Genomic DNA, 26,408 nt, shown 5'->3' with positions numbered 1-26,408 from the left:
GGCTAGTCTTATATTTTTGATTCTTACTGTTTATTATTCAGCAATGATGTACATGTCTTTGGTGAACATCTTGTCTTCCGCATTATTACGTGGGTAACCACCCACTTTCGGGTTCACAAGACGTGCTTTCACGTACTGATAGATAGGCGCGATTGGCATATCTTTCGCCAGCAGTTTTTCAGCCTCGACGTACAGTGCTTCACGCTCAGCATCAGACGTTGAGTCAAGAGCTTTTGCCATGATGTCGTCGTACGCTTTGCTGTGATAGCGAGGATCATTTGAAGAGTTGTTGCTTTGCATCAGAGACAGGAAGCTCGATGCTTCATTATAGTCACCACACCAACCGGCACGTGTGACAGAGAAATTACCCTGACGACGGTTGTCCAGGTAGGTCTTCCACTCCTGATTTTCCAGCTCAGCGGTCACACCCAGGCTCTTCTTCCACATTGAGGCGATAGCAACTGCAATTTTCTTGTGGTTTTCTGAGGTGTTATAGAGCAGTGTAAAGTTCAGCGGGTTGCTGCTGTCGAAACCTGCTTCTTTCAGCAGTTCTTTGGCTTTCGCCACACGCTCTTTCTGCGTCATACCCGCATATTCTGGCGCAACCGGATCAAAGCCAGCTGTGATTTCCGGTGTCAGGAAGTAAGCCGGTTTCTGGCCCTGGCCCAGCAGTGCTTTAGTGATGATGTCACGGTCAATCGCGAAAGACAGGGCTTTACGCACACGCACATCATTGAATGGTGCTTTTTCGTTGTTAAAACCATAGTAGTAAGAACACAGGTTACCCGAGATAGCCACATCTTCAGGGTGCTCTTTTTCCAGGCGACGGAAATGCTCATTGGGCAATTCGTTGGTGATATCAATTTCACCGGCCAGGAAACGGTTCATTTCTGCAACCTGGTTTTCGATTGGCAGGTAAGTCACTTTGTCGATGACAGTGTGCTCGTTATCCCAGTAGTAAGGGTTGCGCTTCATTTCGATGCGTTCATTCACAACCCAGTTGTCCATTACGTAAGCACCGTTACCCACGAAGTTTTCTGGCTTGGTCCAGTCATCACCAAATTTTTCAACCACTTTCTGGTTGACGGGTTTCACTGTGGTGTGGCCCATCATCTTAACGAAGTAAGGAACGGCCTGCTCAAGCTCGATGCGCAGTGTGTTGTCATCTACTGCGAAAACACCCAGCGAGCTAACTTCTTTCTTCCCAGCAATAATATCTGCAGCATTCTTCATGGTCGTCATTTCCAGATACCATGAATAAGGGGAAGCAGTAGCAGGATCTACCGCACGCTTGAAGCTGTATACGAAGTCACCGGCTGTGACAGGATCACCGTTTGACCATTTAGCATCTTTGCGCAGGTGGAAAATAAACGTGCGGTTATCTTTGGTTTCCCAGTTTTCTGCAACACCTGGAACTGTATTTCCGTCACCATCCTGGTTAACCAGACCTTCCAGCAAATCGCGAATTACGTGGGACTCCGGCACACCTTCCGTTTTGTGCGGGTCGATAGAGGCAACTTCAGTACCATTACCACGTACCAGTTCTTGCTTCTCAGCCAGTTTCACACCAGCCGGTACATTTGCGGCCATTGCAGAAAATGAAGCTGCTGCAGCAGAAACACCCGCGCCAAGCAGAAGTGCCTGAGTAATTTTGTTCTTAAACATGCATTATCTCCAATACATTATTTCATTGCGTCCATGACTTTCTTCAACCAGGTTAATGATAACCGTTATCATGCATTGTTATTCCAATTAACAATGATAAAACAGCCGAAGAATTGGTTGAAAACTTTAACAGTAACTAACAATATTTGCCATAAAATCATCACAAAACAGCGAACACACCTCATAAAAATGACTAATAAAGACAAAAGTTTCGATTGAAAATACACAGACAGATAATTTATCCACTTTATTCATCGTTAATAGTCAATACAGCTAAACATACTGATAAAATGAATAAATGTGCAATTTAATAACATAACAAGTCACAAAATCATCATTTTATGTGGAATGAATTTAAGTCTTAACAAATATGCAACCTTTAACTTTTAGAATCTTGATCGAACGCAACAAAAAAAGCGCCAAAATTGGCGCTTTCTAAGACAAAATAATCGTTATTTTCGATCTGATTCAGTTCTTAACTGTTCGTGGCTGTCATCAAACGTCTCACTTTTTCCTTCTCGCTGCATGTCTCGATCATCATGCATCTGATCAGAAAATGGGGCTCTAATGCCAGCATCTTCCAGAATCTGTTTAACTCGTCTGTTCGATACGCGTCTGTGCTTCATACCCCCCTCCTTTGCTAAAACAGAAAATCAATGTGTTATTTACTGCAGTAAAATTCCAGGCTGGTAAAAACAATTATGCCTTCACGGTTGGCGCAAACACCACAGCGGCCGTTTCCCGCAGATATTAACTATGGCACAAAATTTCATGCTCTGCCGAAGGCGGATTTTAAGAACAAAAGCGCATAAAAAAAACGCTGTTAGATTTTGTTTTCACATCCCCATTTCAACGCAATTTTCAAGTATCTCAGCCAGATTTTTAGCGCTAATATCACCGATATTGGCAGGGCTATTCTACTGGCAGCAGTGAAGGCAAATGCCAATCAACCTGTTCCTGAATATTTCCGTTAGTGATCGAGAGTGCAACTATGAGACCAGCCGGCGGCGCATCACGCCCCAGCCCTTCACGAGTCCGTCATGGCTACATGCCACCAGCGCGTAAAGTGAAAGAAGAAGATATTAAGTAAGCATGTAAGAGTAATTATCTACTCTTAATGTGATGAAATAGCCCCAGATTTGGGGCTATTTTTTGTTTTGTACTTTTTTGCTGTAACCTGCTTATAAACATAAACCCGGCACCATGGCACCGGGTTCAAAGGCAGTAGTATTTGCAAGTTACGAACTGCAGTTACGCGGAGGGATTACCAATAAACACGGTAACCGACAGCGAAAGAGTTTTCTGCATCTTTCACGCCGCGAGCAACATTGATGTTAGCTTCATCATTTTTGTAACCAAGAGTTGCACCGTCTGCATACCCGTATTCAGCGTAAACGCGAGACCAGCTGTTCAGATGATAAACACCACCTAAATAGATCACAGTGTAATCATCTGACAGACTATTAGTGCCATCTTCTGCATCAAAGTTAGTAAATTCGTAACCACCGTAAAGGCTTGCATTACTCGCAATACTATAAGAAGTCGCTAACATGAAGCTATCTACGTCAATGGTACGGTTAGTGCCGTTTTGTTCAAAAGAACCATTGTTGTAACTCAAGCCGACAAGCGCAGGGCCGAATGAACGTTCAACAGTCGCTTCAAAGTAAGTGCTTTCAATGTCCGCTTTAATATCTTTCTTAACGTCATTGCCAGCCTGATCCTGACCTACAGTCTGAGAACCAACTTTGTAAGATTTATCGTTGTAGTAACCACCACCAGCGTGAACATTAAAACCAGCAACCGTAGTACCTACATACAGCTCACCCAGTTCTGCATTGGTATCATCTTCAGACAAACCGAATGTTGAGTTCACCCAGAAGTTTTCACCTTCAAACTTGTACTTGATCGCTGAATCGTGGCGACCACCTGATAGCTTTTCAGATGTCTGACCTATACCTGTACCACCAAAGAAGTACGAGTAATCTGCGCCCCAGACGTCATCAGTAGAAATCCACTGGCGACCAAAAGTAAAAGTACCGGCCTGTGTTGCAAAGCCTGCAAAATGCAGACGGTTTTTAATATCGTATGAACCTTCAGAATAACCAACACCGAATTCAACAGAACCGACTACATCTAAGTCTTCGTTTACGGCATATTTGGCATTCACACCGGCACGTGAAGAACCCGCGTTCAGGGTAACGTCTTTATCTTCTTTCTTTTCCAACTGAGTACGCAGCTGGCCATAAAAATCAACGAACTTTCCTTCTTCGTTGATCAACTCATAAGCATTCGCTGTGTTGGCAATCAATAAGGTAGGGATTGCTACTGCTAAAAGTGTCTTTTTCATTTTACATTCCTGTAACGATTTTATGTTATTTGGCCCCATCCAAGGACGACAAAAACTTAACAGGCACTGAACAGCGGCGCAACAGAACATTTCAACATCAACGCAACATAATAGTATAAAAAACCACCAATTTGCTAAACGTGATCACGATCCTCTGTGAATAAATAACCAGTTAAATGAAATAAAAAACCAAAAAAGAAGGATTGCATTGAATGCAGGGTATCATTTCATTCACAAAGCTGAACCTAAGCTTAATTATTTTTGGTTATAAGGCTTATAAAATTAGAATTAAAAAGATATAAATATTTTTTTTGAACTTTCTAGATTAGTGGTCTTTTAAGCACAATAAAAAAGTGTCATTTTTCACCCTTTATATTGTTAATACTGTGTTTACAAACATAAGTAGAGCAAAAATTCGCCACTACAGTGGGAGACTGGTTTTATACATCGGGTATGCATTTTTTAAGCAAAGGTATGCATTTGATATTAACGTAAAATAACGTTAACAAAGAATATGTCAGCTAGAGATCACAGTTCAATGCGGGTTATTAGGATGGTTTCACTGTTGCGGATAGATTAACAGGTGTTTTACTCTAGTCTCAGGGAGGCAATAGAAGACACACCTATTAATCAGGTTTAACATTTATTTTTGCCAGCGCTGCCTGGCTTGCTGGTCCGTTTCTCTGGCATCGACCCAGCTGGTTTCACCTTCCCTGACCTCTTTCTTCCAGAAAGGTGCCTCGGTCTTCAGGTAATCCATGATGAATTCACAGGCTTGAAAAGCCGCTCCCCGGTGCGCGCTGGATACCCCGACAAACACTATCTGGTCGCCTGCAGTTAACTGACCAACCCGATGGATGACAGTTGCAGCCAAAACCGGCCAGCGTGACTTCGCTTGTTCAACAATAGATAGCAACGACTTTTCCGTCATGCCAGGATAATGTTCAAGAGTCAGAGTCGACACTGATTCGCCCAGGTTCATATCCCTGACTTTGCCGACGAAAGTCACCACAGCGCCAGCCTGGTTTCCTTCGGCTAAGGCTTGATATTCCTGCGCTAAACTGAAGTCCTCAGCCTGCACGCAAATCTTATCTGTCATCTTTCACCCCCCGGTAACCGGTGGAAAAAAGGCCACTTCATCGCCGTCGTTCAGTTGGATATCCAACGGACAGATAGTTTGATTGACGGCCACTAACAATTTATCGTTATCCAGTGCCAGCGCCCATTTCTCACCGCGCGATGATAAAAATGCACGTAAGTCTTCAGCTGTTGGATACTCAAACGGTACTTGCAATTTATCTTCACCGATCAATTCGCGCACTTGGGCAAAAAACAGCACAGTAATCATAAGCCCTCTCCCTGTATATCCGTTGTTACCTGAAAATCGCCGGATTTTCCGCCGCGTTTTTCCAGCAACCTGACAGGGCCGATAACCATGTCTTTCTGTACCGCTTTACACATATCATAGATGGTCAACGCCGCCACCGATGCCGCCGTCAGGGCTTCCATCTCAACGCCGGTTTTCCCTGCCAGCTTACAGGCAGAGACAATACGTACCCTGTTCTGTTCAGGCTGAGCCTCTAACTGAACTTCAACTTTCGATAACAGCAGTGGATGGCAAAGGGGGATCAGATCCCAGGTTTTCTTTGCCGCCTGAATACCTGCAATTCTGGCGGTAGCAAACACATCACCTTTGTGATGCTGGCCGGAGACAATCAATTGCAGTGTTTTATCCGACATGGTGACGAAAGCTTCAGCTTTCGCTTCACGAACGGTTTCCGCTTTTTCCGATACGTCCACCATATTCGCTTCGCCGGACGCATTAATATGAGTCAGTTCTGTCATGCGTTTCTCTTTAATATTGAATCAGGGAAAACTGCGTCAGCCGCCGATAGAAGCCAGATGCGGCGTCATACCCGTAATGCCATCCTGCAGGTAATGACTGACTGATTTTTCTGTCAGTCCCCCCCGGATTCTGGCGATCAGAGCATCATGCTGATTATCGCTGGCCAGTAAATCACGCAGCTCAACACCATGATCACCAAAAAGACAAAGATGCAGCTTACCCCGCGCCGATACTCTCAAACGGTTACAGGTGGTACAAAAGCCTTTTTCATACGGCATGATCAGGCCAATCTCGCCCAGATAATCTGGATGATAGAAAACCTGTGCCGGACCGTCATTCAACCCGCGGGGTTTAAGTAGCCAACCATTGGCTATCAACGTATTACGAATACTGACACCGGACACATGGCGCTGTTTGAACAGCTCATCCATCTCTCCTGTCTGCATCAGTTCAATGAAGCGAAGCTGAATCCGGCGATCTTTTATCCATGCCAGAAACTGCGGTAACTGCTCGGCATTCATGCCTTTGAGCAGCACAGTATTCACTTTGATCTGCTCGTAGCCGGCTTCAAAGGCTGCATCGACACCTCGCATTACCTGGTGAAACAGATTTTCACCCGTAATGAGATGGAACTGGCGGGGATCCAGGCTATCGACACTGACATTAATATTTGTCAGCCCGGCCTGGCGCCATTGATGAACTTGCTTCTCCATCCGGTATCCATTGGTGGTGGTTGCCACTTTTTCGATACCAGGCTGTGAAGCAACAGTATGGATGATGTCGGTAAAATCCCGCCGCAAGCTCGGTTCACCGCCGGTGATCCTTACTTTGGTGGTGCCGCAGTCAGCAAAGGCCGACGTGACACGGCGAATCTCGTCCAGGGTAAGGAAAGAGGGCTTTTTCCCATGCTCAGGATGATAGCCATCAGGCAGACAGTAAGTACACCTGAAGTTACAGACATCAGTGATTGACAGGCGCAAATAATAAAATTTGCGCTGGTAGTTATCTTCAAATTGTTTCGCCACGGAACACCTTTCCAAATACGGGAGGCCAGCTCATTTCTGAACTCACCCTGAGTGAAACCAGCACAGGCCGGTCACTGGCGACACCCTCTTATCATGGACGATTCCGTTATGCCTTCATGACTTAGAAGAGAGTCGCTCGGAGTTTTGATGGCAGTTATGCGTCAGAATATTTTACAAAGAATTTTCACACTCTTCACAGAAAACACACAACAGCGTTGTAATTTCACATTACCAGAGTTTAGCTCTGATTGACAAATAATTGAGAATTACCTTTTTAAGTCTACCCCTAGCCCACAGAAGCGACAATACTACTAAGGAGTAGTCTCTTTTATCTGAGCGGATGTAGGCAGGGAGGGGTTATGTCGGACATTGTAGAATCTGCAACCGTTGAAGACATTGCTTTGTATCTACAACGGGAAGAAGGGATTGATGCCCATCTTGCCCGCAGTCAGGCCAAGCAGGTCATAGACAGCTTTACCGATATGAGAAGCAAAGGGTTAATCAAGGGCTGGTATTTTGACGAGCAAAATCATTTAGAACTGTTACCCAGTGATGCTGCAATGAAAATCATCGCTAATCATAAGTAGGATCGCCGCAAACAGTTATGCTACCTGTTCATGCAATTTGCAGAGGGATATTTGCAATTTGCAAAGCGATTTGCATTTCAAAACGATGGCAAATTTATGACAGAGCTATACTGCATATGAAAATCCGGCATCCAATTTGCAGTAGGTATGTTAAGCAACGTCGATGAGACCAAAGACCAACTAAAATGAAAAAATTGGAGCCGACAATGAGTGACATGATCCCACTGATATTTCAACAGCGTCACATCCTGCCAGGCGGTCGGATCCCAGTGCGTATCCCGCCGGGCAGCCAGATGGAGACATTCAAAGTTGCCCTGGCATCTGACAATGGCTTCGGCATCTGCATGTTCGATGAGGACGAACATGGTCAGCATTTTTGTTACATAGGTACGCGAGTGACTGTCGAAGATTTTGACATTTCAAGTCAGGATGGCGCTTTGATCGCGACCTTATACGGACACAGTAATTTCCGGATAAAATCGTTAAATCAAGCTGACAATGGCGTGTTTTATGCTGATCCTGAAGACATTCCCCAGTGGCCTGATATGACACTGCGCGATGATCAGCAACCACTGGCTGAAAAACTTCAGGTAATGTTTAACAATCACCCTGAGTTGGACAAGCTGCATCAGACGAAATACCTGAATAATCTCAGTTGGTTATGCCAGCGCTGGCTTGAATTACTGCCACTGCCGGCATTTCAGAAACAGGCCTTACTGACAGCGCCAAATTGCCTGAATACGTACGACTATCTTCAGAGCATCATGCAGCAAAACCACTGAACATTGTTCGCCAGCCAGCACTGAAATCAGTGCTGGCTGCACATTTTATTCCACTGCAGCGGAATGCCACTTTCCCACTCGCCCGCCCTTGGGTACACTTTCCATTCAGCACACTATTCAATAACGAGCATTCCTTAACCTATGAGCAGCCATGTATCTCCAACCTCTGCCAGAATTGTCGCTATCGGCGGTGGTCACGGCCTGGGGCGAATTCTGTCTTCCCTTTCCTGCTTTGGTTCTCATGTCACAGGCATAGTGGCGACCACTGACAATGGCGGCTCTACCGGGCGCATCAGAGCATCCATGGGCGGCATTGCCTGGGGAGATACCAGAAACTGTATCAATCAGTTAATCACTGAACCGTCTATTGGCTCAATGTTATTTGAATACAGATTCAGAGGTAATGGCGATCTGAACGGACATAATCTTGGCAATCTCATTCTGACTGCTTTAGACAACTTATGTATTCGTCCACTTGAAGCCATTAACCTGATCCGGGAAATCCTGCACGTGGAGACTCAGATCCTCCCGATGTCAGAACATCCGACGGATTTGGCAGCCTGGTTACCCGACGGCAATATCATTAGCGGTGAAACCAGTATTGATGAGCTGCAACAGATCCCGAAGCGCCTGTTTATCGAGCCTTCCGTGCCCGCGACTAAAGAAGCGTTAATAGCAATAAAAGAAGCGGATCTTGTCTTGCTTGGACCGGGTAGTTTTCTGACCAGTATCATGCCGCCACTGCTGTTAAATGACCTCGCCAATGAACTGAAAATCTGTAATGCACCCGTTTATTTCATAGCCAATCTCGATAAAGAAAAAGGGCCGGCAGGCAGTATGTCACTGGAAACTATGTTGTACTGGTGCGAAAGGGCGATGGGGGGAAGAAAAATTGACGGTGTTTTATCGGACAAACACAGGCCAGAGCTGAACGAAAGCTATGACCAGGTGGTTGGGGAGTTTGCCTCCCGCAACCATGAATGGCGCCATGACCGGCAGAAGCTAAAAAATGCGGTTGAAAGCCTCCTGATCCGACGCTAAATGCCGGTACTGTTGCGCCATGTCGCCCACTAACTGTTGCAGCTCAGGTAAGTGATCGTTGACCCAGGACTCTTGTCCCTGCTTAACTCTCGATTCGCACTCCTGAGCCATTTGGGCTAATTCATCAGCTCCAAAACTGGCGGCGCTGCTTTTTATCGCATGACTAATCTCCCGGATTTGCATCACGCTGGGCTGCTCAGTTAATTGCTGTAAATATTGCTCTAACTCGCCGCTGAAAACTTCAAGCAAGAGTGCAACAGTTTCCTGGCCAACTTCAACAGCCAAGCGTTTTAATGTTGCTTCATTAATAATGGCAGTCATTTATTCTTTCTCCCTTTGACTACTCTCGGCCTCTTGCCAAGCCTGTAATTTTCTATAGATAGTAGATGGGCTGACTTCCAGTAAACCGGCAGCTCTGGGGATATTCCCGTCACAGGCTGCGATTGCTGACTGTATTGTTCGCTTCTCTACCTTCCACAATGGTTCAATCTGACTGGGACTCGCAACGGACAAACTATCCAAACTGTGGATAACCGTTCCAGGTTCCGGTAAAGATGATGTGGACACAGCACTAACTGATGCAATTTCAACGCCAGAAACTTGCTTGAGGGATGGAGGGAGCATCTGAACGAGTACTTCTTCGCCATCATTGAGCACAACAATGTTGCGGATAACGTTTTGCAACTCACGCACATTCCCGGGCCAGGTGTGCTGACGGAAGCGTTCAATTACATCTGGTGAAAAACGGCTAAAGCGCTTCCCTTCTTCCACCGAGATATGCCCCAGCAAAGCATGAGCAATTTCAATAACATCGTCGCTGCGATCACGAAGCGGCGGCAAACTGATAGGAATAACATGCAGGCGGTAATACAGGTCTTCACGAAACCGCCCTTGTTTAACTTCTTCCCAGGGATTGCGGTTGGTGGCACAAACAAAGCGAACATCAACCGAGCTGGTTACGGAAGAACCCACCTTCTGAAACGTGCCGGTCTGAATAAACCGTAGCAATTTGCTTTGCAATTCCAAATCCATTTCGCAAAGCTCGTCCAAAAACAAGGTGCCTTTGTTGGCCAGCTCAACAGCGCCTTGTCTTTCTGTCAGCGCACCGGTAAACGCGCCTTTTACATGGCCGAACAATTCACTTTCAATCAGTTCTTTGGGTATAGCCGCACAGTTCAGTGCAACAAACGGGCAATTGGCGCGCGGGCTCGCGGCATGAACGGCTTCAGCACACACTTCTTTGCCTGTGCCACTCTCACCGGTTATAAATACCGTCGCTTTACTCGATGCTGCGGATTCTATAACGCGATACACCGCCTGCATTGGCAGACTGGTTCCGATAAACCCTTGATATTGTGCGCCTTGAGTGACTGACATTGCTTTATTGTCGTTTTTGTCATTTTTCAGGGCATTGTTCACCGTGATGCGCAGCCGATCCGCTTCGCAGGGTTTGATCAGGAAATCTTTAGCGCCATAACGCATCGCTTCCACGGCCACATCAATGGAGCCATGGGCCGTCATGATCACCACGGGCAACTTAGGGTGATGCTTACGTACCTGCTCAAGCACCGTCATGCCTGTCATATCAGGTAATCGTAAATCTAACAGTACCAGCTCAGGCACCGAGTCTTTCATTGCTGCCAGAGCTTCCGCACCGGTACCGACTATTTTGACGTCTAACCCTAACGGATTAAGGTAGGATTTATACAAGGCCGCAACTGATGCAGTATCTTCTACCATCAGTACTTGTCGTGCTTTCAGCTTGTTATCCATTTATCCTCCGACGCAGTTTCCCTGATCTAATTGTAATCACTGGAAAAAATTACTGCCTGCTGACTTTTGTATTATCGGCCATTTACCATTTCGCATTGCAAATCGGTTTGCAAAATGCAAAAAACTATCTCTAGTATAACTTTTTTGTGCAGACATGGTGACCAGAAATCCCAAATAATCACTTTCCGAGGCACTTTAAAAAGTTGGCACGCTTGCTGCATTAATATAATCGACTCTGATAGAGTCAACCTAGCCAACTGACGTTGTTTGTGGAATATTTCACTTAAACAATGATGCCAACCGAACGATTTACGGTTGGCTTTTTTTTTGGCTGCGTTTCAGTGGAAGGGTCGCAGGAAGCCACCCTCAGACTGGGAGGCCCTTTCAGCTGTTAGCGATGAACTGCTCGCGAAGCGAATGAATTTGATCACGTAGCTGTGCCGCTTTCTCAAATTCCAGTTCCTGTGCCATATCATACATTTGCGCTTCCAGTTTCTGGATCTCAGTTTCCAGTTCCTGCGGAGACATCAGGTTATAGCTACCCCGGCGTTCCGCCACTTTATGTAACTGCTCCGCTTTACTGGCTCGGCGTGTACGTCCTTTACCCAGTTCCATGATATCCGCAACTTGCTTATTCAGAGCCTTAGGTTCGATACCTCTTTCCCTGTTATACGCATCCTGCTTTTCCCGGCGCCGTTCGGTTTCAGACATTGCACGCTGCATTGACCCCGTGATGCGGTCGGCATAAAGAATGGCTTTACCCGACAGGTTGCGTGCAGCCCGGCCAATGGTCTGAATCAGTGAACGCTCAGAGCGCAGAAAACCTTCTTTATCGGCATCCAGAATGGCCACCAAAGACACTTCCGGCATATCCAGACCTTCTCGCAGCAGGTTAATCCCGACCAGCACATCAAATTCACCCAAGCGTAAATCACGAATGATCTCGACCCTTTCGACAGTATCTATGTCTGAATGCAGGTATCTGACCCTGACGCCATGCTCATCCAGGTATTCAGTAAGATCCTCGGCCATACGTTTGGTCAGGGTGGTCACCAGCACCCGCTCATTGATCGCTGCACGGAGCCGGATTTCCGACAACAAATCGTCAACCTGCGTAGAAACCGGTCTGACTTCAATGATTGGGTCCAACAATCCTGTCGGACGGACAACCTGCTCCGCAATATCATTACCGGATTTATTTTTTTCATAATCGCCGGGCGTGGCAGAGACATAAATCGTCTGAGGCGCCAAAGACTCGAACTCTTCAAACTTCAAAGGCCGGTTATCAAGGGCGGAAGGAAGGCGGAAACCGTACTCAACAAGATTTTCCTTACGGGAACGGTCTCCTCTGTACATAGCGCCGATCTGGGAGACAGTCACGTGCGACTCATCAATAATCAGTAAGCCGTCAGGCGGCAGATAATCAAAAAGCGTTGGCGGCGGCTCGCCTTCGGCACGGCCGCTGAGATAGCGTGAATAGTTTTCGATACCAGAGCAAAAGCCAAGCTCATGCATCATCTCCAGATCAAACTGCGTGCGCTGAGCAATTCGCTGCTCTTCCACCAGCTTATTATTGTCAATAAGCTGCTGACGACGAATAGCCAGATCGACTTTGATTTTTTCAACCGCCTCAAGGATACGTTCGCGAGGCGTAACATAGTGGGTCTTAGGATAGATAGTCGCCCGCGGCATATCTTTTTGAATGATCGCGCCGGTCAGCGGGTCAAACCGGCTGATGCAATCCACTTCATCATCAAACAGCTCAATACGAATCGCGTCATGATCGGATTCAGCAGGAAAGATATCGATCACCTCGCCTCTTACCCTAAAGTTGCCACGCTCAAAGGCAAGATCATTGCGTGTATACTGCAGTTCCGCCAACCGTCGCAGAATATCTCGCTGATCCAGCATGTCACCACGCCGCACATGCAACATCATTTTCAGATAAGAGTCTGGATCGCCCAAACCATAGATAGCCGATACAGAGGCAATAATCACCACATCCCGGCGCTCCATTAACGCTTTCGTAGCGGATAAACGCATCTGTTCGATATGCGCATTCACAGAAGAATCTTTTTCTATGAAAGTGTCCGTAGAAGGAACATATGCCTCTGGCTGGTAATAATCGTAGTAAGAGACAAAATACTCAACCGCATTATCAGGAAAGAACTCTTTCATTTCCCCGTAAAGCTGCGCCGCCAAAGTCTTATTAGGTGCAAGTATCAGAGTCGGCCTGTCGGCGCTGGCAATGACATTTGCCATAGTAAATGTTTTCCCTGAGCCAGTGACACCCAGCAGGGTTTGGTGTGCCAGACCGGAATCCAGACCTTCCAATAACTGTTGTATGGCTGTCGGCTGATCCCCGGCCGGGGCAAATGCAGAAGCCAGATTGAAGGATTTACTCATGACACCATCCGAAAAGTTCAGGTAATAGGATCTGATTCCATTGTGAGGCCACCGATATACTTGTCAACCAAGAAAGGTGAAATCAGCTATTGACCCAGACAAAATGTCGACGTAACATCATGCGCCTCAGTGACCTCCCTGCTGACTGATCACTGTCAAAAAAGTGATAGTTGATGTCAAATTTCCAGCTAAATTATACGCACTGCGAATAGATCACCATCCACAGCTTATCCTCAAACAGCATTTTTTCATTCACAGTCTCCTGATTATGAAATCTGATGTAGAGCTAAAAATCTAATTTGATTTTTTCAGCTTTATCGTTTTCTTTCTTGCTCCTCTGAAACAGCAGCTTATCTGCTCACTATGATATCGATTACAAATAGATTACTCAGAAAGGAAGAGCTCCGGTTTGCCGTTTACCCGACCACAATCAACACAGTTATCCACAGTTTCCGTGGATAAGTAGCCCAACCCCTTGTCTCTTCTGGTTTAGCAAAGATCAAGTCATTTTTTCCTGTTCTGACGCGAGACTATTTGGGAGCGATTTACGCCTCAATTCGGCTAAAAGAACAACAAACTTGAAAAACCCTTTGGCTGAGGAGTTGTTATAGCCGTCACAAAGGCAGATAATGTACCGCTCACTGGCAAGCATAAAAAAGTTGGTATGACGGAATACCTGTTACTTCTGATCGGCACCGTACTGGTCAACAACTTCGTTTTGGTCAAATTTCTGGGACTCTGCCCGTTTATGGGGGTGTCTAAAAAACTGGAAACCGCCATTGGTATGGGGCTCGCCACGACGTTTGTTCTCACACTCGCCTCTGTGAGTGCGTATTTGGTCGAAGCTTACATTTTGCAGCCTTTAGGCATTCAGTACCTGCGCACACTCAGCTTTATTCTTGTGATTGCGGTCGTCGTTCAGTTCACAGAAATGGTGGTACACAAAACCAGTCCGACACTGTATCGGTTACTGGGCATTTTTCTGCCCTTAATCACGACCAACTGTGCCGTGCTGGGTGTTGCTCTGCTCAATATCAATGAACGTCATAATTTCATTGAATCCGTGGTGTACGGATTTGGCGCCGCTGTCGGTTTTTCTCTGGTGCTCGTGCTCTTTGCTGCCATGCGTGAACGTATCGCGGCTGCCGATGTCCCCTCACCATTTAAAGGCGCATCCATTGCTATGATAACGGCGGGGCTGATGTCGCTCGCCTTTATGGGCTTCACCGGACTGGTTAAACTGTAATTATGAGCGGAATCTTAATTGCCATTATAGCTATCGCTGTCCTTGCTGCGATTTTTGGCCTGATCCTGGGCTTTGCCGCTGTTCGCTTCAAAGTTGAATCGGATCCAGTTGTTGAACAAATCGATGCCATCCTGCCACAGACCCAATGTGGTCAGTGCGGCTATCCGGGCTGTCGTCCTTATGCCGAGGCGATAGCCAATGGCGATGAAATCAACAAGTGCCCTCCGGGTGGACAGGCGACCATAGAAAAGCTGGCCGATTTAATGGGTGTTGAAGTCAAAGATTCAGCCCATGACGCAGAAAAAAGCATTAAAAAGGTGGCCTTTATTCATGAGGACATGTGTATCGGCTGTACCAAGTGTATCCAGGCCTGTCCGGTTGATGCTATCGCAGGTGCAACAAAAGCCCTGCATACCGTTATCAAAGATGAATGTACTGGCTGTGATCTCTGCGTTGCCCCCTGCCCGACGGATTGCATTGAGATGATCCCGGTTGAATCTACGCCTGAAAGCTGGCGCTGGAATCTGGATCAAATACCCGTGGTCAATCTTCCTGCCACTGAGCACCACGGTAATAAGGTAGAATAACCGTCATGCTGTCTATTATTGAACAACTCAAATTAGGAAAGCTTTGGGATTTTCCGGGTGGTATCCATCCGCCAGAACAAAAAAAACTCTCAAACCAAAGCCCGGTTTCAGCAGCCTTTTTACCGGATGAGCTGGTCATTCCGCTTAAGCAACACCTGGGCGCAGTCGGTAGTCTGTCTGTTGCTGTGGGTGATAAGGTGCTGAAAGGCCAGGCGCTGACGCATACCGATGTCGCTCTGAGCGTACCGGTACATGCACCAACATCGGGTGTCATTGCTGCCATTGAGGCAAGAACCATAGCCCACCCTTCCGGCTTATCTGATCGCTGCATCATCCTCAAACCCGATGGAAAAGACAGTTGGGGCACTAAAAACACCATTACCAACTACCTTGAAAGCGAACCGGCTGATCTGATTGAGCATATCCGCAGCTGTGGTATTTCCGGTATGGGCGGCGCTGGCTTTCCTACCGCGCGCAAGCTGCAAAGCGCGTCAGGTAAAACGGATCTGTTGATCATTAACGCCGCGGAATGTGAGCCTTATATTACAGCCGATGACCGTCTCATGCAGGATTATGCCGATGAGATTGTGGAAGGTATCCGCATCATCAGTTATATCCTCAAACCCAAAATGACCGTCATCGGGATTGAAGATAATAAGCCGGAAGCGATTGCAGCACTGACTCAGTCGGTAAAAGAGCAAGACAGTATACTAATCCGAGTGATCCCGACCAAATACCCGTCGGGTGGTGAAAAACAGCTGATCAAAATTCTGACCGGAAGAGAAGTCCCAACTCAGGGGATCCCGGCGGATATTGGCATTATGATGCAAAATATCGGCACGGCGCACGCGATAAAGAAAGCCGTCATTGACGGCGAACCGCTTATTCAGCGTGTGGTGACGATAACGGGCCAGACCGTCAGTACTCCCTGTAATACCTGGGCTTTACTTGGCACTCCTGTGCAGGCATTGCTCAATCGCTATGGCTATAAAATCGACAAAAAACAGCCTCGCGTAATTATGGGCGGCCCTATGATGGGCTTTACCTTACCGCATACTGAAGTCCCCATCACCAAAACGGCTAACTGCATACTTGCGCCAAGTCGCAAAGAGCTCAGTGCGCCGGGCGATGAAATGTCCTGTATCCGTTGTACTGCCTGTGCAGAAGCTTGCCCGGTTTCCCTGTTACCCCAGCAATTACAGTGGTATGCCAAAGACGGCGATTATGACAAATGTGAAGAATATAATCTGTTCGACTGCATAGAATGCGGGGCTTGCGCCTATGTTTGCCCCAGCGAAATTCCTCTTGTTCACTATTACCGCCAGGCCAAAGCGGAAATCCGCCACAGGAAACAGGATGCATTAAGTGCCGAGCGTGCCAAGCAGCGCTTCGAGGCCAAAAACGCCCGGATGGAACGGGAAAAAGAAGAACGTGAGCAACGCTTCCAGAAAGCGGCTGAGCAACGCCGTAAAGACATGGCAGCCAAAGGAGGCGATGATGCCGTGGCCGCTGCGATTGCTCGGGTAAAAGCGAAAAAAGAAGCGGATGCCGGTACTGAGGTGAAACCTGCCGTGGCCGCCGCGATTGCCAAAGCCAAAGCCAAGCAGGCTGAAGCGCAGGCAAAAGCACAATCAGCTGCACCGGGTGACACAGCCCTGCCAGACAACAGTGAAATGGCAAAACTGCGCGAAGAGCGTAAACGGCAGGCCCGGGAACAGAAAGCGGCCAAAGCCGCGGCTGAAGCTGATGCGCCGGTAGCCGCGCCTGAAGCAGAAGCAGCCAGGCCGTCAGAGGGCGACCCGAAAAAAGCGGCGGTCGCGGCCGCCATTGCCCGCGCTAAAGCCCGTAAAACGGCGCAAGCGGCTGAATCGCAGGCTGAACCACAAACTGATAAACCGGCTGAAGCTGCGCCAGACGAGCAGGCAACAGCAGACACTCAGGCCGATCCGAAAAAAGCCGCGGTTGCAGCAGCCATTGCCCGCGCCAAAGCCCGTAAAGCGGCCCAGGCAGCAGAATCGCAGGCTGATAAACCGGCTGATGCAGTAGCAGACGAGCAGGCAATAACTGACGTTCAGGCCGACCCGAAAAAAGCCGCGGTTGCAGCAGCCATTGCCCGCGCCAAAGCCCGTAAAGCGGCCCAAGCGGCTGAATCGCAGCCTGATAAACCGGCTGATGCAGTAGCAGACGAGCAGGCAATAACTGACACTCAGGCCGACCCGAAAAAAGCCGCGGTTGCAGCAGCCATTGCCCGCGCCAAAGCCCGTAAAGCGGCCCAGGCAGCAGAATCGCAGGCTGATAAACCGGCTGAAGCCGCGCCAGACGAGCAGGCAACAACTGACGCTCAGGCCGATCCGAAAAAAGCCGCGGTTGCAGCAGCCATTGCCCGCGCCAAAGCCCGTAAAGCGGCGCAAGCGGCTGAGAAAGAAGCCGCTGAGAAGAGTGCGGATAACAACAACAAACCCAACGAGGAAAACAAGTAGTGGCTTTTAATATTGCCAGTTCTCCCCATGCACACAGCCGTCGCAGCACCAATGACATCATGCGAAATGTCATTCTCTGCTGCGGCCTTGGATTTGCCGCTCAGTGGTATTTTTTCGGATGGGGTGTTGTCTTTCAGGTTTTATTCGCAGGATCGCTGGCTGTACTGGCTGAATGCCTTGTCCTGACAATACGTAAACGCCCTCTTCGTCAGGTTCGGGACAACAGCGCGTTATTGACCGGGATTCTGCTGGGTCTGTCCATACCGCCTCTGGCACCGTGGTGGATAGCCGTTATTGGTATTTTCTTTGCCATCATAGTTGCCAAACACCTGTACGGTGGACTGGGGCAGAACCTGTTTAATCCGGCCATGGTCGCTTATGTGGTGCTGTTGATCTCCTTCCCGGTTCCTATGACATCCTGGCTGCCGCCGGCTTCAATCAGTGATCATCCGGTGACTCTGATGGAAAGCCTGCATGTGATCTTTACCGGATTTACTGCAGATGGCTTCAGTGTCCACCAGCTGCGTAACGGTATTGACGGCGTGACTATGGCCACGCCGCTGGATACCCTTAAAACATCAATGAAAGCGGGCTTTACCGCATCAGAAGCAATGGAAAGCCCGGTCTTTGGTGCGCTGGCGGGAATCGGTTGGACCTGGGTCAATCTGGGTTTCTTTCTCGGCGGTTTAGTACTGCTGAAGCTACGGATTATTCAATGGCAGATTCCGGTCGCCATGCTTTCGGCTCTTTTCGTGATCAGCTTTCTGGGGTACATAATCAGTCCGGATGGTGCGGCGTCTCCCTTGATTCACCTGTTTTCAGGGGCGACTATGTTAGGGGCCTTTTTCATAGCCACGGATCCCGTTTCCGCATCCACCACCCTGCGCGGACGCCTTATTTTCGGTGCCATGATTGGTATTCTGACCTACCTGATCCGCACTTTTGGTGGTTTCCCGGATGGCATTGCCTTTAGCGTACTCTTGGCCAATATGTGTGTTCCGCTGATCGATTACTACACCCGTCCGCGGACTTACGGTCATTCCTAGGAGCGCCCATGATACTGAAAAACATGAAAAAAAACGGTGGTATTCTGGCTATTTCAGCTTTGCTTGCCACTGCCCTGGTCGCCCTGACGCATCAGGTCACCGCGTCGCGTATCCAAGAGCAGGAACAAAAGCAACTGCTGCAGGTGCTCAACCAGGTAATCCCGAAAGAGAATCATGACAACGAGCTCTACAAGAGCTGTATTCTGATCAGCGATCCGGCGTACCTTGGCACCAGCGAGCCGATGCCAGCCTATCTGGCGACCAAAGACGGTCAACCGAATGGTGTTGCCATTGAAGCCATCGCGCCGGATGGTTATAGCGGTGCCATTAAGGTGATTGTCGGGCTGGATATGACAGGTACAGTCACCGGGGTACGCGTACTGGCGCACCAGGAAACACCGGGACTGGGCGATAAAATTGACACTCGGATCACTGACTGGATTTACAGCTTTACCGGACGCAAACTTAACGGTGAGAAAGACGCTGCCTGGGCTGTACGTAAAGACGGCGGTGACTTCGATCAGTTTACCGGCGCCACTATTACCCCGCGCGCCGTGGTGAATGCCGTTAAGCGAGTGTCGCTGTATTTTAACCAGCATCAGGATACGCTGTTTACTCAACCGGCTAACTGCGAAGGAGCCTGAGCAAAATGAGTTCAACGCCAAATAACGAACTGATGGCTAACGGGCTGTGGCACAACAACCCGGCTATCGTGCAGCTACTGGGATTATGCCCGCTGCTGGCAGTCTCAGCCACGGTCACCAACGCCCTTGGACTGGGCATTGCCACTACTCTGGTGTTAGTGGGTTCTAACCTGATTGTGTCTCTCATTCGGGAGTGGGTGCCAAACGAAGTCCGCATTCCGATCTTTGTGATGATCATTGCGGCGCTGGTCACCTGTGTCCAGTTGCTGATGAACGCTTACACATACGGTCTGTTTTTGTCCCTGGGGATCTTTATCCCTCTGATAGTGACCAACTGCATCATCATTGGTCGCGCCGAATCATTTGCCTCAAAAAATGCACCTATGCCAGCCGTGATTGACGGGCTCTGGATGGGGCTGGGCATGACATCTGTACTGGTGGTGTTGGGTGCAGGACGTGAGATTCTAGGCAACGGCACCTTGTTTGACGGGGCCGACCGGCTGCTGGGTGACTGGGCGTCGGTGCTGCGGATAGAAGTCTTCAGCACAGAGAACAATTTCCTGCTGGCGATGCTGCCACCGGGCGCCTTTATTGGTGTCGGCTTCCTGATTGCCCTGAAGAACATTATTGACAAAAAGCAGGCAGAGAGAACACAGAGCGCAGAGAAAAAACCCGAGATCGAGCGGGTTCGTATTACCTCTGCGAACTGATTTTTACGAGCCTTTCATTATGATGAAAGCTCAGCAACATTGATCTCGGTAATTGGCATTCCCTACAATTTCTATCTGTGCCAGTAACCTGCCCTGCCGAACTTAGGAAGCGAGCATGAACAATCAGAAACGCGTTCAAATCCTTGAGCGATTGCGGGCTAATAACCCGCACCCGGAAACGGAACTTCACTGGAGCAACCCGTTTGAATTGCTGATAGCCGTATTGCTGTCAGCGCAGGCAACCGATGTCAGCGTCAACAAAGCCACCGCCAGGCTGTATCCTGTTGCCAACACACCGGAAGACATGCTGGCGCTGGGGGTCGAGGGTGTAAAAGAGCACATCAAGACCATAGGTCTGTTTAATTCTAAAGCTGAAAATGTCATCAAAACCTGCCGAATTCTGGTTGAGAAGCATGGCGGTGAAATCCCTGAAAACCGTGAAGCGCTGGAAGCCTTGCCGGGCGTCGGCCGTAAAACCGCCAATGTCGTGCTCAATACCGCTTTTGGCTGGCCGACTATCGCTGTTGATACCCATATCTTCCGTGTGTCCAACCGCACCAAATTCGCCATGGGCAAGAATGTCGACGAAGTCGAACAAAAGCTGCTGAAAGTGGTGCCGAAAGAATTCAAAGTCGATGTCCATCACTGGCTGATCCTGCATGGACGTTACACTTGTGTGGCACGCAAGCCCCGCTGCGGTAGCTGCATTATTGAAGATCTCTGTGAATTCAAAGACAAAGTCTATCCCGCTGAATAAGCTCTACTCTGAGGAGAAAAAAATGGCAAACGGACGCATTCTGCACACCATGTTACGCGTGGGTGATCTTGACCGTTCTATCGCTTTCTACACAGACATCATGGGCATGAAGCTGTTAAGAAAGTCGGATAACGAAGCCTACCAGTACACCCTGGCTTTTGTCGGTTATTCGGATGAATCCGAAGGGGCAGTCATCGAACTCACTTACAACTGGGGCACCACTGAGTACGACATGGGCAACGCTTATGGCCACATCGCCATTGGTGTCGATGATATCTATACCACCTGTGAAGCCATTAAAGCTTCAGGGGGGAACGTTACCCGCGAACCGGGCCCGGTTAAAGGCGGCACAACGCACATTGCCTTTGTTCGCGATCCTGACGGCTATCAGATTGAACTGATTCAGCGCAGCTGATAAACCGGATAACACGAAACGCAAAGAGGGCAGAATAGTTTCTGCCCTCTTGTTACGCACGATCACAGTTACGCACGATAACACCGATGAGTGGCTATTCCACTTTGCCAAAATATTCCGTCACTTCCGCCCGGTAATTTTCTTCCTGATTACCAGTATCTATGACATCCACTGAGTAATACGGCATTTTCGATTCTTTCAGTTTGTCGACCACATTATCAGTCAGATTGTCTGCGCTGATAGAGCTGAACACCTCATAAGTGGTTGACCGATTCAGCCCCATCTCCTCTGCCTGCTCCTTAGTGATGAGCTGAGCCTGAGTCGCTGCCGCCACCTCTTCTTTCATTGTTTCTAAGCCGCTATTCACTATGTCTTTGTCATCCGCAAAGACGGAAGAAGCGGCGATCATTATCACCATAGCCAAGAGTTGCCGTTTCATTTTTTCACCACGCTTTTTCTATTGTTATGTCGGATCAACGATCCTTGCTTCTATCAATCTAGCGTGTTTTGGCTATCTCTCTTCTTCAATAATGAGAACTGGTATAAGTAGATGACTCGCCACTATTGATAATGAGAAACGATCTCATTATTATTTACTAAATACAGGAGGAAACCACATGTCATTTACTTTCCCAGCATTACCCTATCCCTATGATGCGCTCGAACCCTATATTGATGCCAAAACCATGGAAGTGCACCACAGCCGTCATCATAAAACCTACTTTGAAAAATTCATCAGCGCCATTGAAAACACCAATCTCGAACAACTCACCCTTAAAGACATTTTTTCACGGGTTTCCGAATTCAGTCCTGCGGTCAGAAATCACGGCGGGGGCTACTACAATCACAACCTCTACTGGCAGTGCATGTCACCCAATGGTGGCGGGCAGCCTGTCGGCCTGCTGGCAGAAGCGATTCGATGCCACTTCGGCAGCTTTGATGAGTTTAAAACCGCCTTTTCAGACGCCGCTGCAGCTCACTTCGGCTCAGGTTTTATCTGGTTGACTGTCACTGGCGGGCGACTGGAGATTTCCTCAACCTCTAATCAGGACAATCCCCTGATGGATGTGGTGGAAAACCGCGGTACTCCAATCCTGACACTCGATGTGTGGGAACATGCTTATTACCTGACGTACCAGAATAAGCGTCCCGACTACATCAGTGCCTGGTGGCAGGTGGTTGACTGGGATCAGGTAGAACAACATTACCTGGATGCACTTCATCAATAAGAAGGAAATGTACTCATGAATGTGTCACGGTGGGAAATGCACACCTTGCTGGCAGCAGAAGCAGAGAAAGACCATAAACCCATGATGTCAGTGATCCATTATCAGCTTGCTCTGTCTGAATCGCAGCAATTGGAACCTGTCGATGGGAGTCTGGATGAGCTGGAAGAATTGCTGGCCATTAAAGTGACTGCCTGTCACAACATGGCCAGTTTTTGGCGAAAGCAGGGAGACGGCGACTACGAGCTGAAATATCTGCAACTGGCATCCGAACAGATTATGGCGCTGATTCCACAATGCCCGAACCGTGACTGTGAAGCCTTCATCAGCTCTTTGGGTTGCTGTAAGTCAGCGCTGATCGATTTTCTAAAACGCCACCCTAACCCCAAAGTGGCAAAACAGGTGGCGCATATCACCACCAGCAACCAGTGTGAGCTTATTGCCAGGTTCCGCTTGCAATGAGCACTCTATTCCCTCATTCGCGATCACGTGAATGAGGGAATACCGAATCACATCAGGCTGGAAGTCCGGCCCATGGAAATCACAACACGCCTGTTTTTATTGCGCCCCAGCGGAGTACTGTTATCCGCAATTGGACGTCGCTCACCAAACCCCTGAACTTCTATCCGATCTTTAGGCAGACCCAAAGAGACAAAATACTGCTCCAGCTTTTCTGCACGGCGCTCTGATAAAGACTGGTTGGTATTTTTTCCGCCAGAGGAATCACTGTAAGTCGCGACCAGGATCAGATCGATGTCCTGACTGTACTTAATAAAATCCGCAATTTGCGCCAGACGCTTCTGTGAGGCTTTGTTCAGCTCATCGCTGTTTTTATCGTAATGCAGCACAGTAAAAGAGATATCCTCAAAATTATAAGGCAGCAGATTGGCCAGACAGGTACTGAAAGTCTTATAACCCGCACTGAATGCCACGGCAGACAGGCCGACTTCAATCCTTTCATTTCTGTGCTGCCAGTCCTGATAACTGAAGGTAGGTATTTTCCCCTCTTCGAGTTCCGACAACATGTTCCATGCCATCTGCCCGCCCACATAACCGTCAAACTGCTTAAAGAATTTCAGTCGCGTCAACGGTTCAGCCGCATCACCGGGCCGCCATCGCGGAGGCATAGACACCAGGCTGACATTACTGGTCTGTCCCAGCGGGCGACGCATTTTCAGTTCAAAATCAAGGTTCATTTTTTTACTGGCACGGGATGTAAACTGCGCCTGACCAAAATTCGGGATGGCATGCTGCAACTGGCATTCCAGAGGCGTATCAACCACCATCTCCCAGGTAGATTCCCCGGGCGTCGCAACATAATATTTTCCTGCCCAAGCTGGCGAACAGGCACCCATCAGTGCTAAAGACCAAGCCCCCAGCTTCAATGGCAACGTCATTTTTATCATCCCGGTATAACCTACTTGCAAGTACTGGGTATTGTATCGGATTTTGTCGCAAAATCTTTAGCCGCAGTTTATCTTTCTGGCAACCTCCCAGTATCAGTGCCCTGCCGTCATACCTTAGCGGCAAGGGTTTAGCTTCTGAACCAGATCTGACATAATGCTGGCCTCATTTTTATCAGCAACATTATCATGAGCCAAGAAAACACATTAAATACCCTGAAAAGTCGCTTTCGTGGTTTCTTTCCTGTCGTTGTAGATGTAGAGACGGCCGGTTTCAATGCCAACACTGATGCCCTGCTTGAAATTTGTGCTGTCACCCTGACCATGGACGAAGAAGGATGGCTCAAACCTGCCAGCACACTGCATTTTCACATTACGCCTTTTGAGGGTGCGGTTATCCATCAGGAAGCATTGGATTTTAACGGTATCAAAGATCCGTTCAGCCCGTTACGTGGCGCGGTGACGGAAGAAGAAGCCCTGAAAGAAATCTATAAAGTCATACGGAAAGAACAAAAAGAAGAAGGCTGCTCCCGCGCCATCATGGTAGCGCATAATGCGAACTTTGATCACAGCTTCGTCATGGCCGCCTCTGAAAGGGCCAAGCTAAAGCGCATTCCCTTTCATCCTTTTGCCACATTTGATACCGCGGCACTGAGTGGCCTGGCGTTCGGTCAGACGGTGCTGGCTAAAGCCTGTGAAACAGCGAATATTCCATTTTGTAACAAAGAAGCGCATTCAGCTCTCTATGACACCGAACGAACCGCAGAATTATTTTGTGAGATCGTTAACAAATGGAAAAAATTAGGTGGATGGCCAGTCGCGGCACTTCAAACAGAAGAAGAAGCCTAAGGTCAGACCTGAAACAGAAACACTCATCAGACCTCCTACCAAAGCCCAGCCTTGCTGGGCCTTTTCACAAAAATGAAACAAACGTCCGAAATTAATTAAACATGAGTTTAAAACACAGATAAATAATACACCGTACAAATAGCCTTACTACACCTCAAACACCCTGTTACATATGGTTAACATTGGCGTAGCGAATCCTTATACTCCGAGTCTACAAGCTGATTCACCATTCTTTCGTGGATTGAAGAACGCGAAGCATATCAATAATAAACAACAAGAGAGGCAGCAGAATGTCCAAAAGATTTCATGTAACCGCACTCGCCGTAGCCGCCGCGCTGACATCCCTCCAGGCGCAAAGTGCTGGTTTCCAGGTAGCTGAACACTCCGCCAGCGGTTTAGGCCGGGCTTTCGCCGGTGAAGCCGCGATTGCCGATAACGCCGCAGTGCTGGCCCGTAACCCCGCCGCATCGACCATGTTCAAGCAGCGCGCCCTTTCGGGTGGCTTAAGCATTGTTGACCCGGCAATCGATGTCGACAGCGTTAATCGTGACCAAAAAGCCAATGACATTGCACCTCCGGGCTTTGTTCCTGCCGGTTACTATATTCAGCCGATCAACGACAAGCTGGCGTTTGGTCTGGCCCTATTTTCTAACTACGGTGTCACCACAGATTACGATCCCTCTTTCCATGCAGGTTCATCTGCGGGCGAGACGTCACTAATTACTGTGAATTTCAACCCAAGTATTGCTTATCGTGTAAACAAGCAACTGAGCCTGGGCGCAGGTGTCAGCGCAATTTATGGTTCAGCCGAGTTGAATCGCTTCTTAGGTGATCTCGCAGTATTTATTCCGGGCGCCGATCCAAGCGATAAGAGCGTCAATATGGAAGGTGATACCTGGGGATTTGGCTGGAACGTGGGGGCATTGTTTGAACTGAACGATAACAACCGCTTTGGCCTCAGCTACCGCTCACAGACCGATATGGACTTTGAAGGTGATTTTACCGACTACACAGGCCGTATCACTGGCTCTCCCAACAACACTGTACCGGGTGACTTAACCGTGGTGCTTCCTGCTATTGCTGAATTTTCCGGTTTCCATCAACTGAACAATCAGTGGGCGGTCCACTATAGCGTGCAATGGACACAATACAGCAAATTTGAAGAGCTGCGCGCAACAGGGGATCAATGCGTACCAGGATACGACGGCAGCGCAGGTCTGTGTTTGCTGAAAGATGAAAAGTATGACGACACCTTCCGTTATGCGATTGGTACAACCTATAACATCAACACAGAATGGACAGTACGCGGTGGCTATGCCTTTGATGAACAGGCTGGTAAACCAACCCTGAGCATTCCCGATACCGACCGTAACTGGTTTACAGCAGGTGCGACGTACAACTACAACGCAAATCTGTCGTTTGATGCCGGCATCGCTTACCTGATCGCCGATGAACTGACTTTCACCGAAGACGGCGACACCTTTGAGTCCAGTGGCGGCGCGATTATCGCTTCCGGCCAGGTGAACTACAGCTTCTAAGCCAATCGCTATCAGTTGAACAGAATTTAGGGATA

At 48.4% G+C, this 26,408-nt stretch carries 27 protein-coding genes and 1 riboswitch; of the genes, 15 read left to right on the top strand and 12 right to left on the bottom strand.

Going from position 1 to position 26,408, the window contains the following annotated elements; translation table 11 throughout:
• Positions 1-33: 33 nt before the first annotated feature.
• The 7 genes from IFO68_RS06540 to moaA all read right to left on the bottom strand — a co-directional run bounded on the left by IFO68_RS06540 (position 34) and on the right by moaA (position 6,883).
• A complete protein-coding gene (locus tag IFO68_RS06540) occupies positions 34-1,665 on the bottom strand; it encodes an ABC transporter substrate-binding protein (RefSeq protein ID WP_192015157.1) in 1,632 nt (543 codons plus the stop codon).
• Positions 1,666-2,117: 452 nt separating this feature from the next.
• Positions 2,118-2,291: a hypothetical protein gene (locus tag IFO68_RS06535; RefSeq protein ID WP_192015156.1), complete on the bottom strand. Its 174-nt coding sequence runs from the start codon at positions 2,289-2,291 to the stop codon at positions 2,118-2,120.
• Positions 2,292-2,929: 638 nt separating this feature from the next.
• Positions 2,930-4,012, bottom strand: coding sequence for a porin (locus IFO68_RS06530; RefSeq protein ID WP_192015155.1), 1,083 nt, complete (start codon positions 4,010-4,012; stop codon positions 2,930-2,932).
• A 643-nt stretch (positions 4,013-4,655) separates the two neighbouring features.
• Complete coding sequence (gene moaE, locus IFO68_RS06525) at positions 4,656-5,111, bottom strand: molybdopterin synthase catalytic subunit MoaE (protein WP_192015154.1); 456 nt, start codon at positions 5,109-5,111, stop codon at positions 4,656-4,658.
• Between the two features lie 3 nt (positions 5,112-5,114).
• Positions 5,115-5,360, bottom strand: coding sequence for a molybdopterin synthase sulfur carrier subunit (gene moaD / locus IFO68_RS06520; RefSeq protein WP_192015153.1), 246 nt, complete (start codon positions 5,358-5,360; stop codon positions 5,115-5,117).
• Positions 5,357-5,857: a cyclic pyranopterin monophosphate synthase MoaC gene (gene moaC / locus IFO68_RS06515; RefSeq protein ID WP_192015152.1), complete on the bottom strand. Its 501-nt coding sequence runs from the start codon at positions 5,855-5,857 to the stop codon at positions 5,357-5,359. Before moaC ends, moaD begins: the two co-directional genes overlap by 4 nt.
• A 36-nt stretch (positions 5,858-5,893) precedes the next feature.
• Positions 5,894-6,883 (bottom strand): GTP 3',8-cyclase MoaA, encoded by a 990-nt coding sequence (gene moaA / locus IFO68_RS06510; protein ID WP_192015151.1) that lies wholly within the window; start codon positions 6,881-6,883, stop codon positions 5,894-5,896.
• Positions 6,872-7,038, bottom strand: a riboswitch (molybdenum cofactor riboswitch). (Overlaps the previous gene by 12 nt.)
• A 204-nt stretch (positions 7,039-7,242) precedes the next feature.
• Between moaA and IFO68_RS06505 the strand changes: the two genes are divergently transcribed.
• The 3 genes from IFO68_RS06505 (at position 7,243) to yvcK (ending at position 9,293) form a co-directional block, all read left to right on the top strand.
• Positions 7,243-7,470, top strand: a complete 228-nt coding sequence (locus IFO68_RS06505) for a hypothetical protein (RefSeq protein ID WP_027252790.1) — start codon at positions 7,243-7,245, stop codon at positions 7,468-7,470.
• A gap of 206 nt (positions 7,471-7,676) precedes the next feature.
• Entirely contained in the window at positions 7,677-8,252 is a 576-nt protein-coding gene (locus IFO68_RS06500; protein ID WP_027252791.1) for an LON peptidase substrate-binding domain-containing protein, read from the top strand.
• Positions 8,253-8,393: 141 nt separating this feature from the next.
• Complete coding sequence (gene yvcK / locus IFO68_RS06495) at positions 8,394-9,293, top strand: uridine diphosphate-N-acetylglucosamine-binding protein YvcK (protein ID WP_192015150.1); 900 nt, start codon at positions 8,394-8,396, stop codon at positions 9,291-9,293.
• Here yvcK and IFO68_RS06490 read toward each other — a convergent pair.
• The 3 genes from IFO68_RS06490 to uvrB form a co-directional block, all read right to left on the bottom strand.
• On the bottom strand, positions 9,255-9,614 hold the full coding sequence (locus IFO68_RS06490; protein WP_192015149.1) for an Hpt domain-containing protein: 360 nt from the start codon (positions 9,612-9,614) through the stop codon (positions 9,255-9,257). The two genes, yvcK and IFO68_RS06490, sit on opposite strands and share 39 nt — an antisense overlap.
• Complete coding sequence (luxO, locus tag IFO68_RS06485) at positions 9,615-11,066, bottom strand: quorum-sensing sigma-54 dependent transcriptional regulator LuxO (RefSeq protein ID WP_225445094.1); 1,452 nt, start codon at positions 11,064-11,066, stop codon at positions 9,615-9,617.
• A gap of 384 nt (positions 11,067-11,450) precedes the next feature.
• Entirely contained in the window at positions 11,451-13,472 is a 2,022-nt protein-coding gene (uvrB, locus tag IFO68_RS06480) for an excinuclease ABC subunit UvrB (RefSeq protein ID WP_192015148.1), read from the bottom strand.
• A 664-nt stretch (positions 13,473-14,136) separates the two neighbouring features.
• On the opposite strand from uvrB, the gene rsxA reads away from it, so the two are divergent.
• The 8 genes from rsxA to gloA all read left to right on the top strand — a co-directional run bounded on the left by rsxA (position 14,137) and on the right by gloA (position 21,357).
• Positions 14,137-14,718, top strand: coding sequence for an electron transport complex subunit RsxA (rsxA, locus tag IFO68_RS06475; RefSeq protein WP_120511351.1), 582 nt, complete (start codon positions 14,137-14,139; stop codon positions 14,716-14,718).
• A 2-nt stretch (positions 14,719-14,720) separates the two neighbouring features.
• Positions 14,721-15,305, top strand: a complete 585-nt coding sequence (gene rsxB / locus IFO68_RS06470) for an electron transport complex subunit RsxB (RefSeq protein ID WP_027252797.1) — start codon at positions 14,721-14,723, stop codon at positions 15,303-15,305.
• Between the two features lie 5 nt (positions 15,306-15,310).
• Entirely contained in the window at positions 15,311-17,785 is a 2,475-nt protein-coding gene (gene rsxC / locus IFO68_RS06465; protein ID WP_192015147.1) for an electron transport complex subunit RsxC, read from the top strand.
• Complete coding sequence (gene rsxD, locus IFO68_RS06460; RefSeq protein WP_192015146.1) at positions 17,785-18,831, top strand: electron transport complex subunit RsxD; 1,047 nt, start codon at positions 17,785-17,787, stop codon at positions 18,829-18,831. The genes rsxC and rsxD overlap by 1 nt, the downstream gene beginning before the upstream one ends.
• Before the next feature lie 11 nt (positions 18,832-18,842).
• Entirely contained in the window at positions 18,843-19,475 is a 633-nt protein-coding gene (gene rsxG / locus IFO68_RS06455; RefSeq protein ID WP_192015362.1) for an electron transport complex subunit RsxG, read from the top strand.
• Between the two features lie 5 nt (positions 19,476-19,480).
• Positions 19,481-20,185 (top strand): electron transport complex subunit E, encoded by a 705-nt coding sequence (locus IFO68_RS06450; protein WP_192015145.1) that lies wholly within the window; start codon positions 19,481-19,483, stop codon positions 20,183-20,185.
• A gap of 115 nt (positions 20,186-20,300) precedes the next feature.
• Positions 20,301-20,942, top strand: a complete 642-nt coding sequence (gene nth / locus IFO68_RS06445) for an endonuclease III (RefSeq protein ID WP_027252801.1) — start codon at positions 20,301-20,303, stop codon at positions 20,940-20,942.
• A 22-nt stretch (positions 20,943-20,964) separates the two neighbouring features.
• Complete coding sequence (gene gloA, locus IFO68_RS06440) at positions 20,965-21,357, top strand: lactoylglutathione lyase (protein WP_192015144.1); 393 nt, start codon at positions 20,965-20,967, stop codon at positions 21,355-21,357.
• 94 nt (positions 21,358-21,451) lie between these two features.
• On the opposite strand, the gene IFO68_RS06435 is transcribed toward gloA, so the two are convergent.
• Positions 21,452-21,796 (bottom strand): hypothetical protein, encoded by a 345-nt coding sequence (locus IFO68_RS06435; protein WP_192015143.1) that lies wholly within the window; start codon positions 21,794-21,796, stop codon positions 21,452-21,454.
• Positions 21,797-21,974: 178 nt separating this feature from the next.
• Between IFO68_RS06435 and IFO68_RS06430 the strand changes: the two genes are divergently transcribed.
• Together IFO68_RS06430 and IFO68_RS06425 are read left to right on the top strand one after the other, a co-directional pair.
• The gene (locus IFO68_RS06430) at positions 21,975-22,586 is read left to right on the top strand and encodes a superoxide dismutase (protein WP_192015142.1); all 612 of its coding nucleotides are present in this window, start codon (positions 21,975-21,977) and stop codon (positions 22,584-22,586) included.
• 15 nt (positions 22,587-22,601) lie between these two features.
• On the top strand, positions 22,602-23,045 hold the full coding sequence (locus IFO68_RS06425; RefSeq protein ID WP_161446505.1) for a DUF2753 family protein: 444 nt from the start codon (positions 22,602-22,604) through the stop codon (positions 23,043-23,045).
• A 47-nt stretch (positions 23,046-23,092) separates the two neighbouring features.
• Here IFO68_RS06425 and motY read toward each other — a convergent pair whose 3' ends face one another.
• Entirely contained in the window at positions 23,093-23,938 is an 846-nt protein-coding gene (gene motY, locus IFO68_RS06420) for a flagellar protein MotY (protein ID WP_225445113.1), read from the bottom strand.
• 237 nt (positions 23,939-24,175) lie between these two features.
• On the opposite strand from motY, the gene rnt reads away from it, so the two are divergent.
• Both rnt and IFO68_RS06410 read left to right on the top strand, forming a co-directional pair.
• Entirely contained in the window at positions 24,176-24,835 is a 660-nt protein-coding gene (gene rnt, locus IFO68_RS06415) for a ribonuclease T (RefSeq protein WP_192015140.1), read from the top strand.
• A 290-nt stretch (positions 24,836-25,125) separates the two neighbouring features.
• Entirely contained in the window at positions 25,126-26,373 is a 1,248-nt protein-coding gene (locus IFO68_RS06410) for an outer membrane protein transport protein (protein ID WP_192015139.1), read from the top strand.
• The last annotated feature ends 35 nt before the right edge of the window (positions 26,374-26,408 follow it).

Origin of the sequence: Photobacterium arenosum (genome assembly GCF_014841115.1) — a bacterium.
GTDB lineage: Bacteria > Pseudomonadota > Gammaproteobacteria > Enterobacterales > Vibrionaceae > Photobacterium > Photobacterium arenosum.
This window is presented reverse-complemented; position numbering and strand designations above follow the sequence as displayed.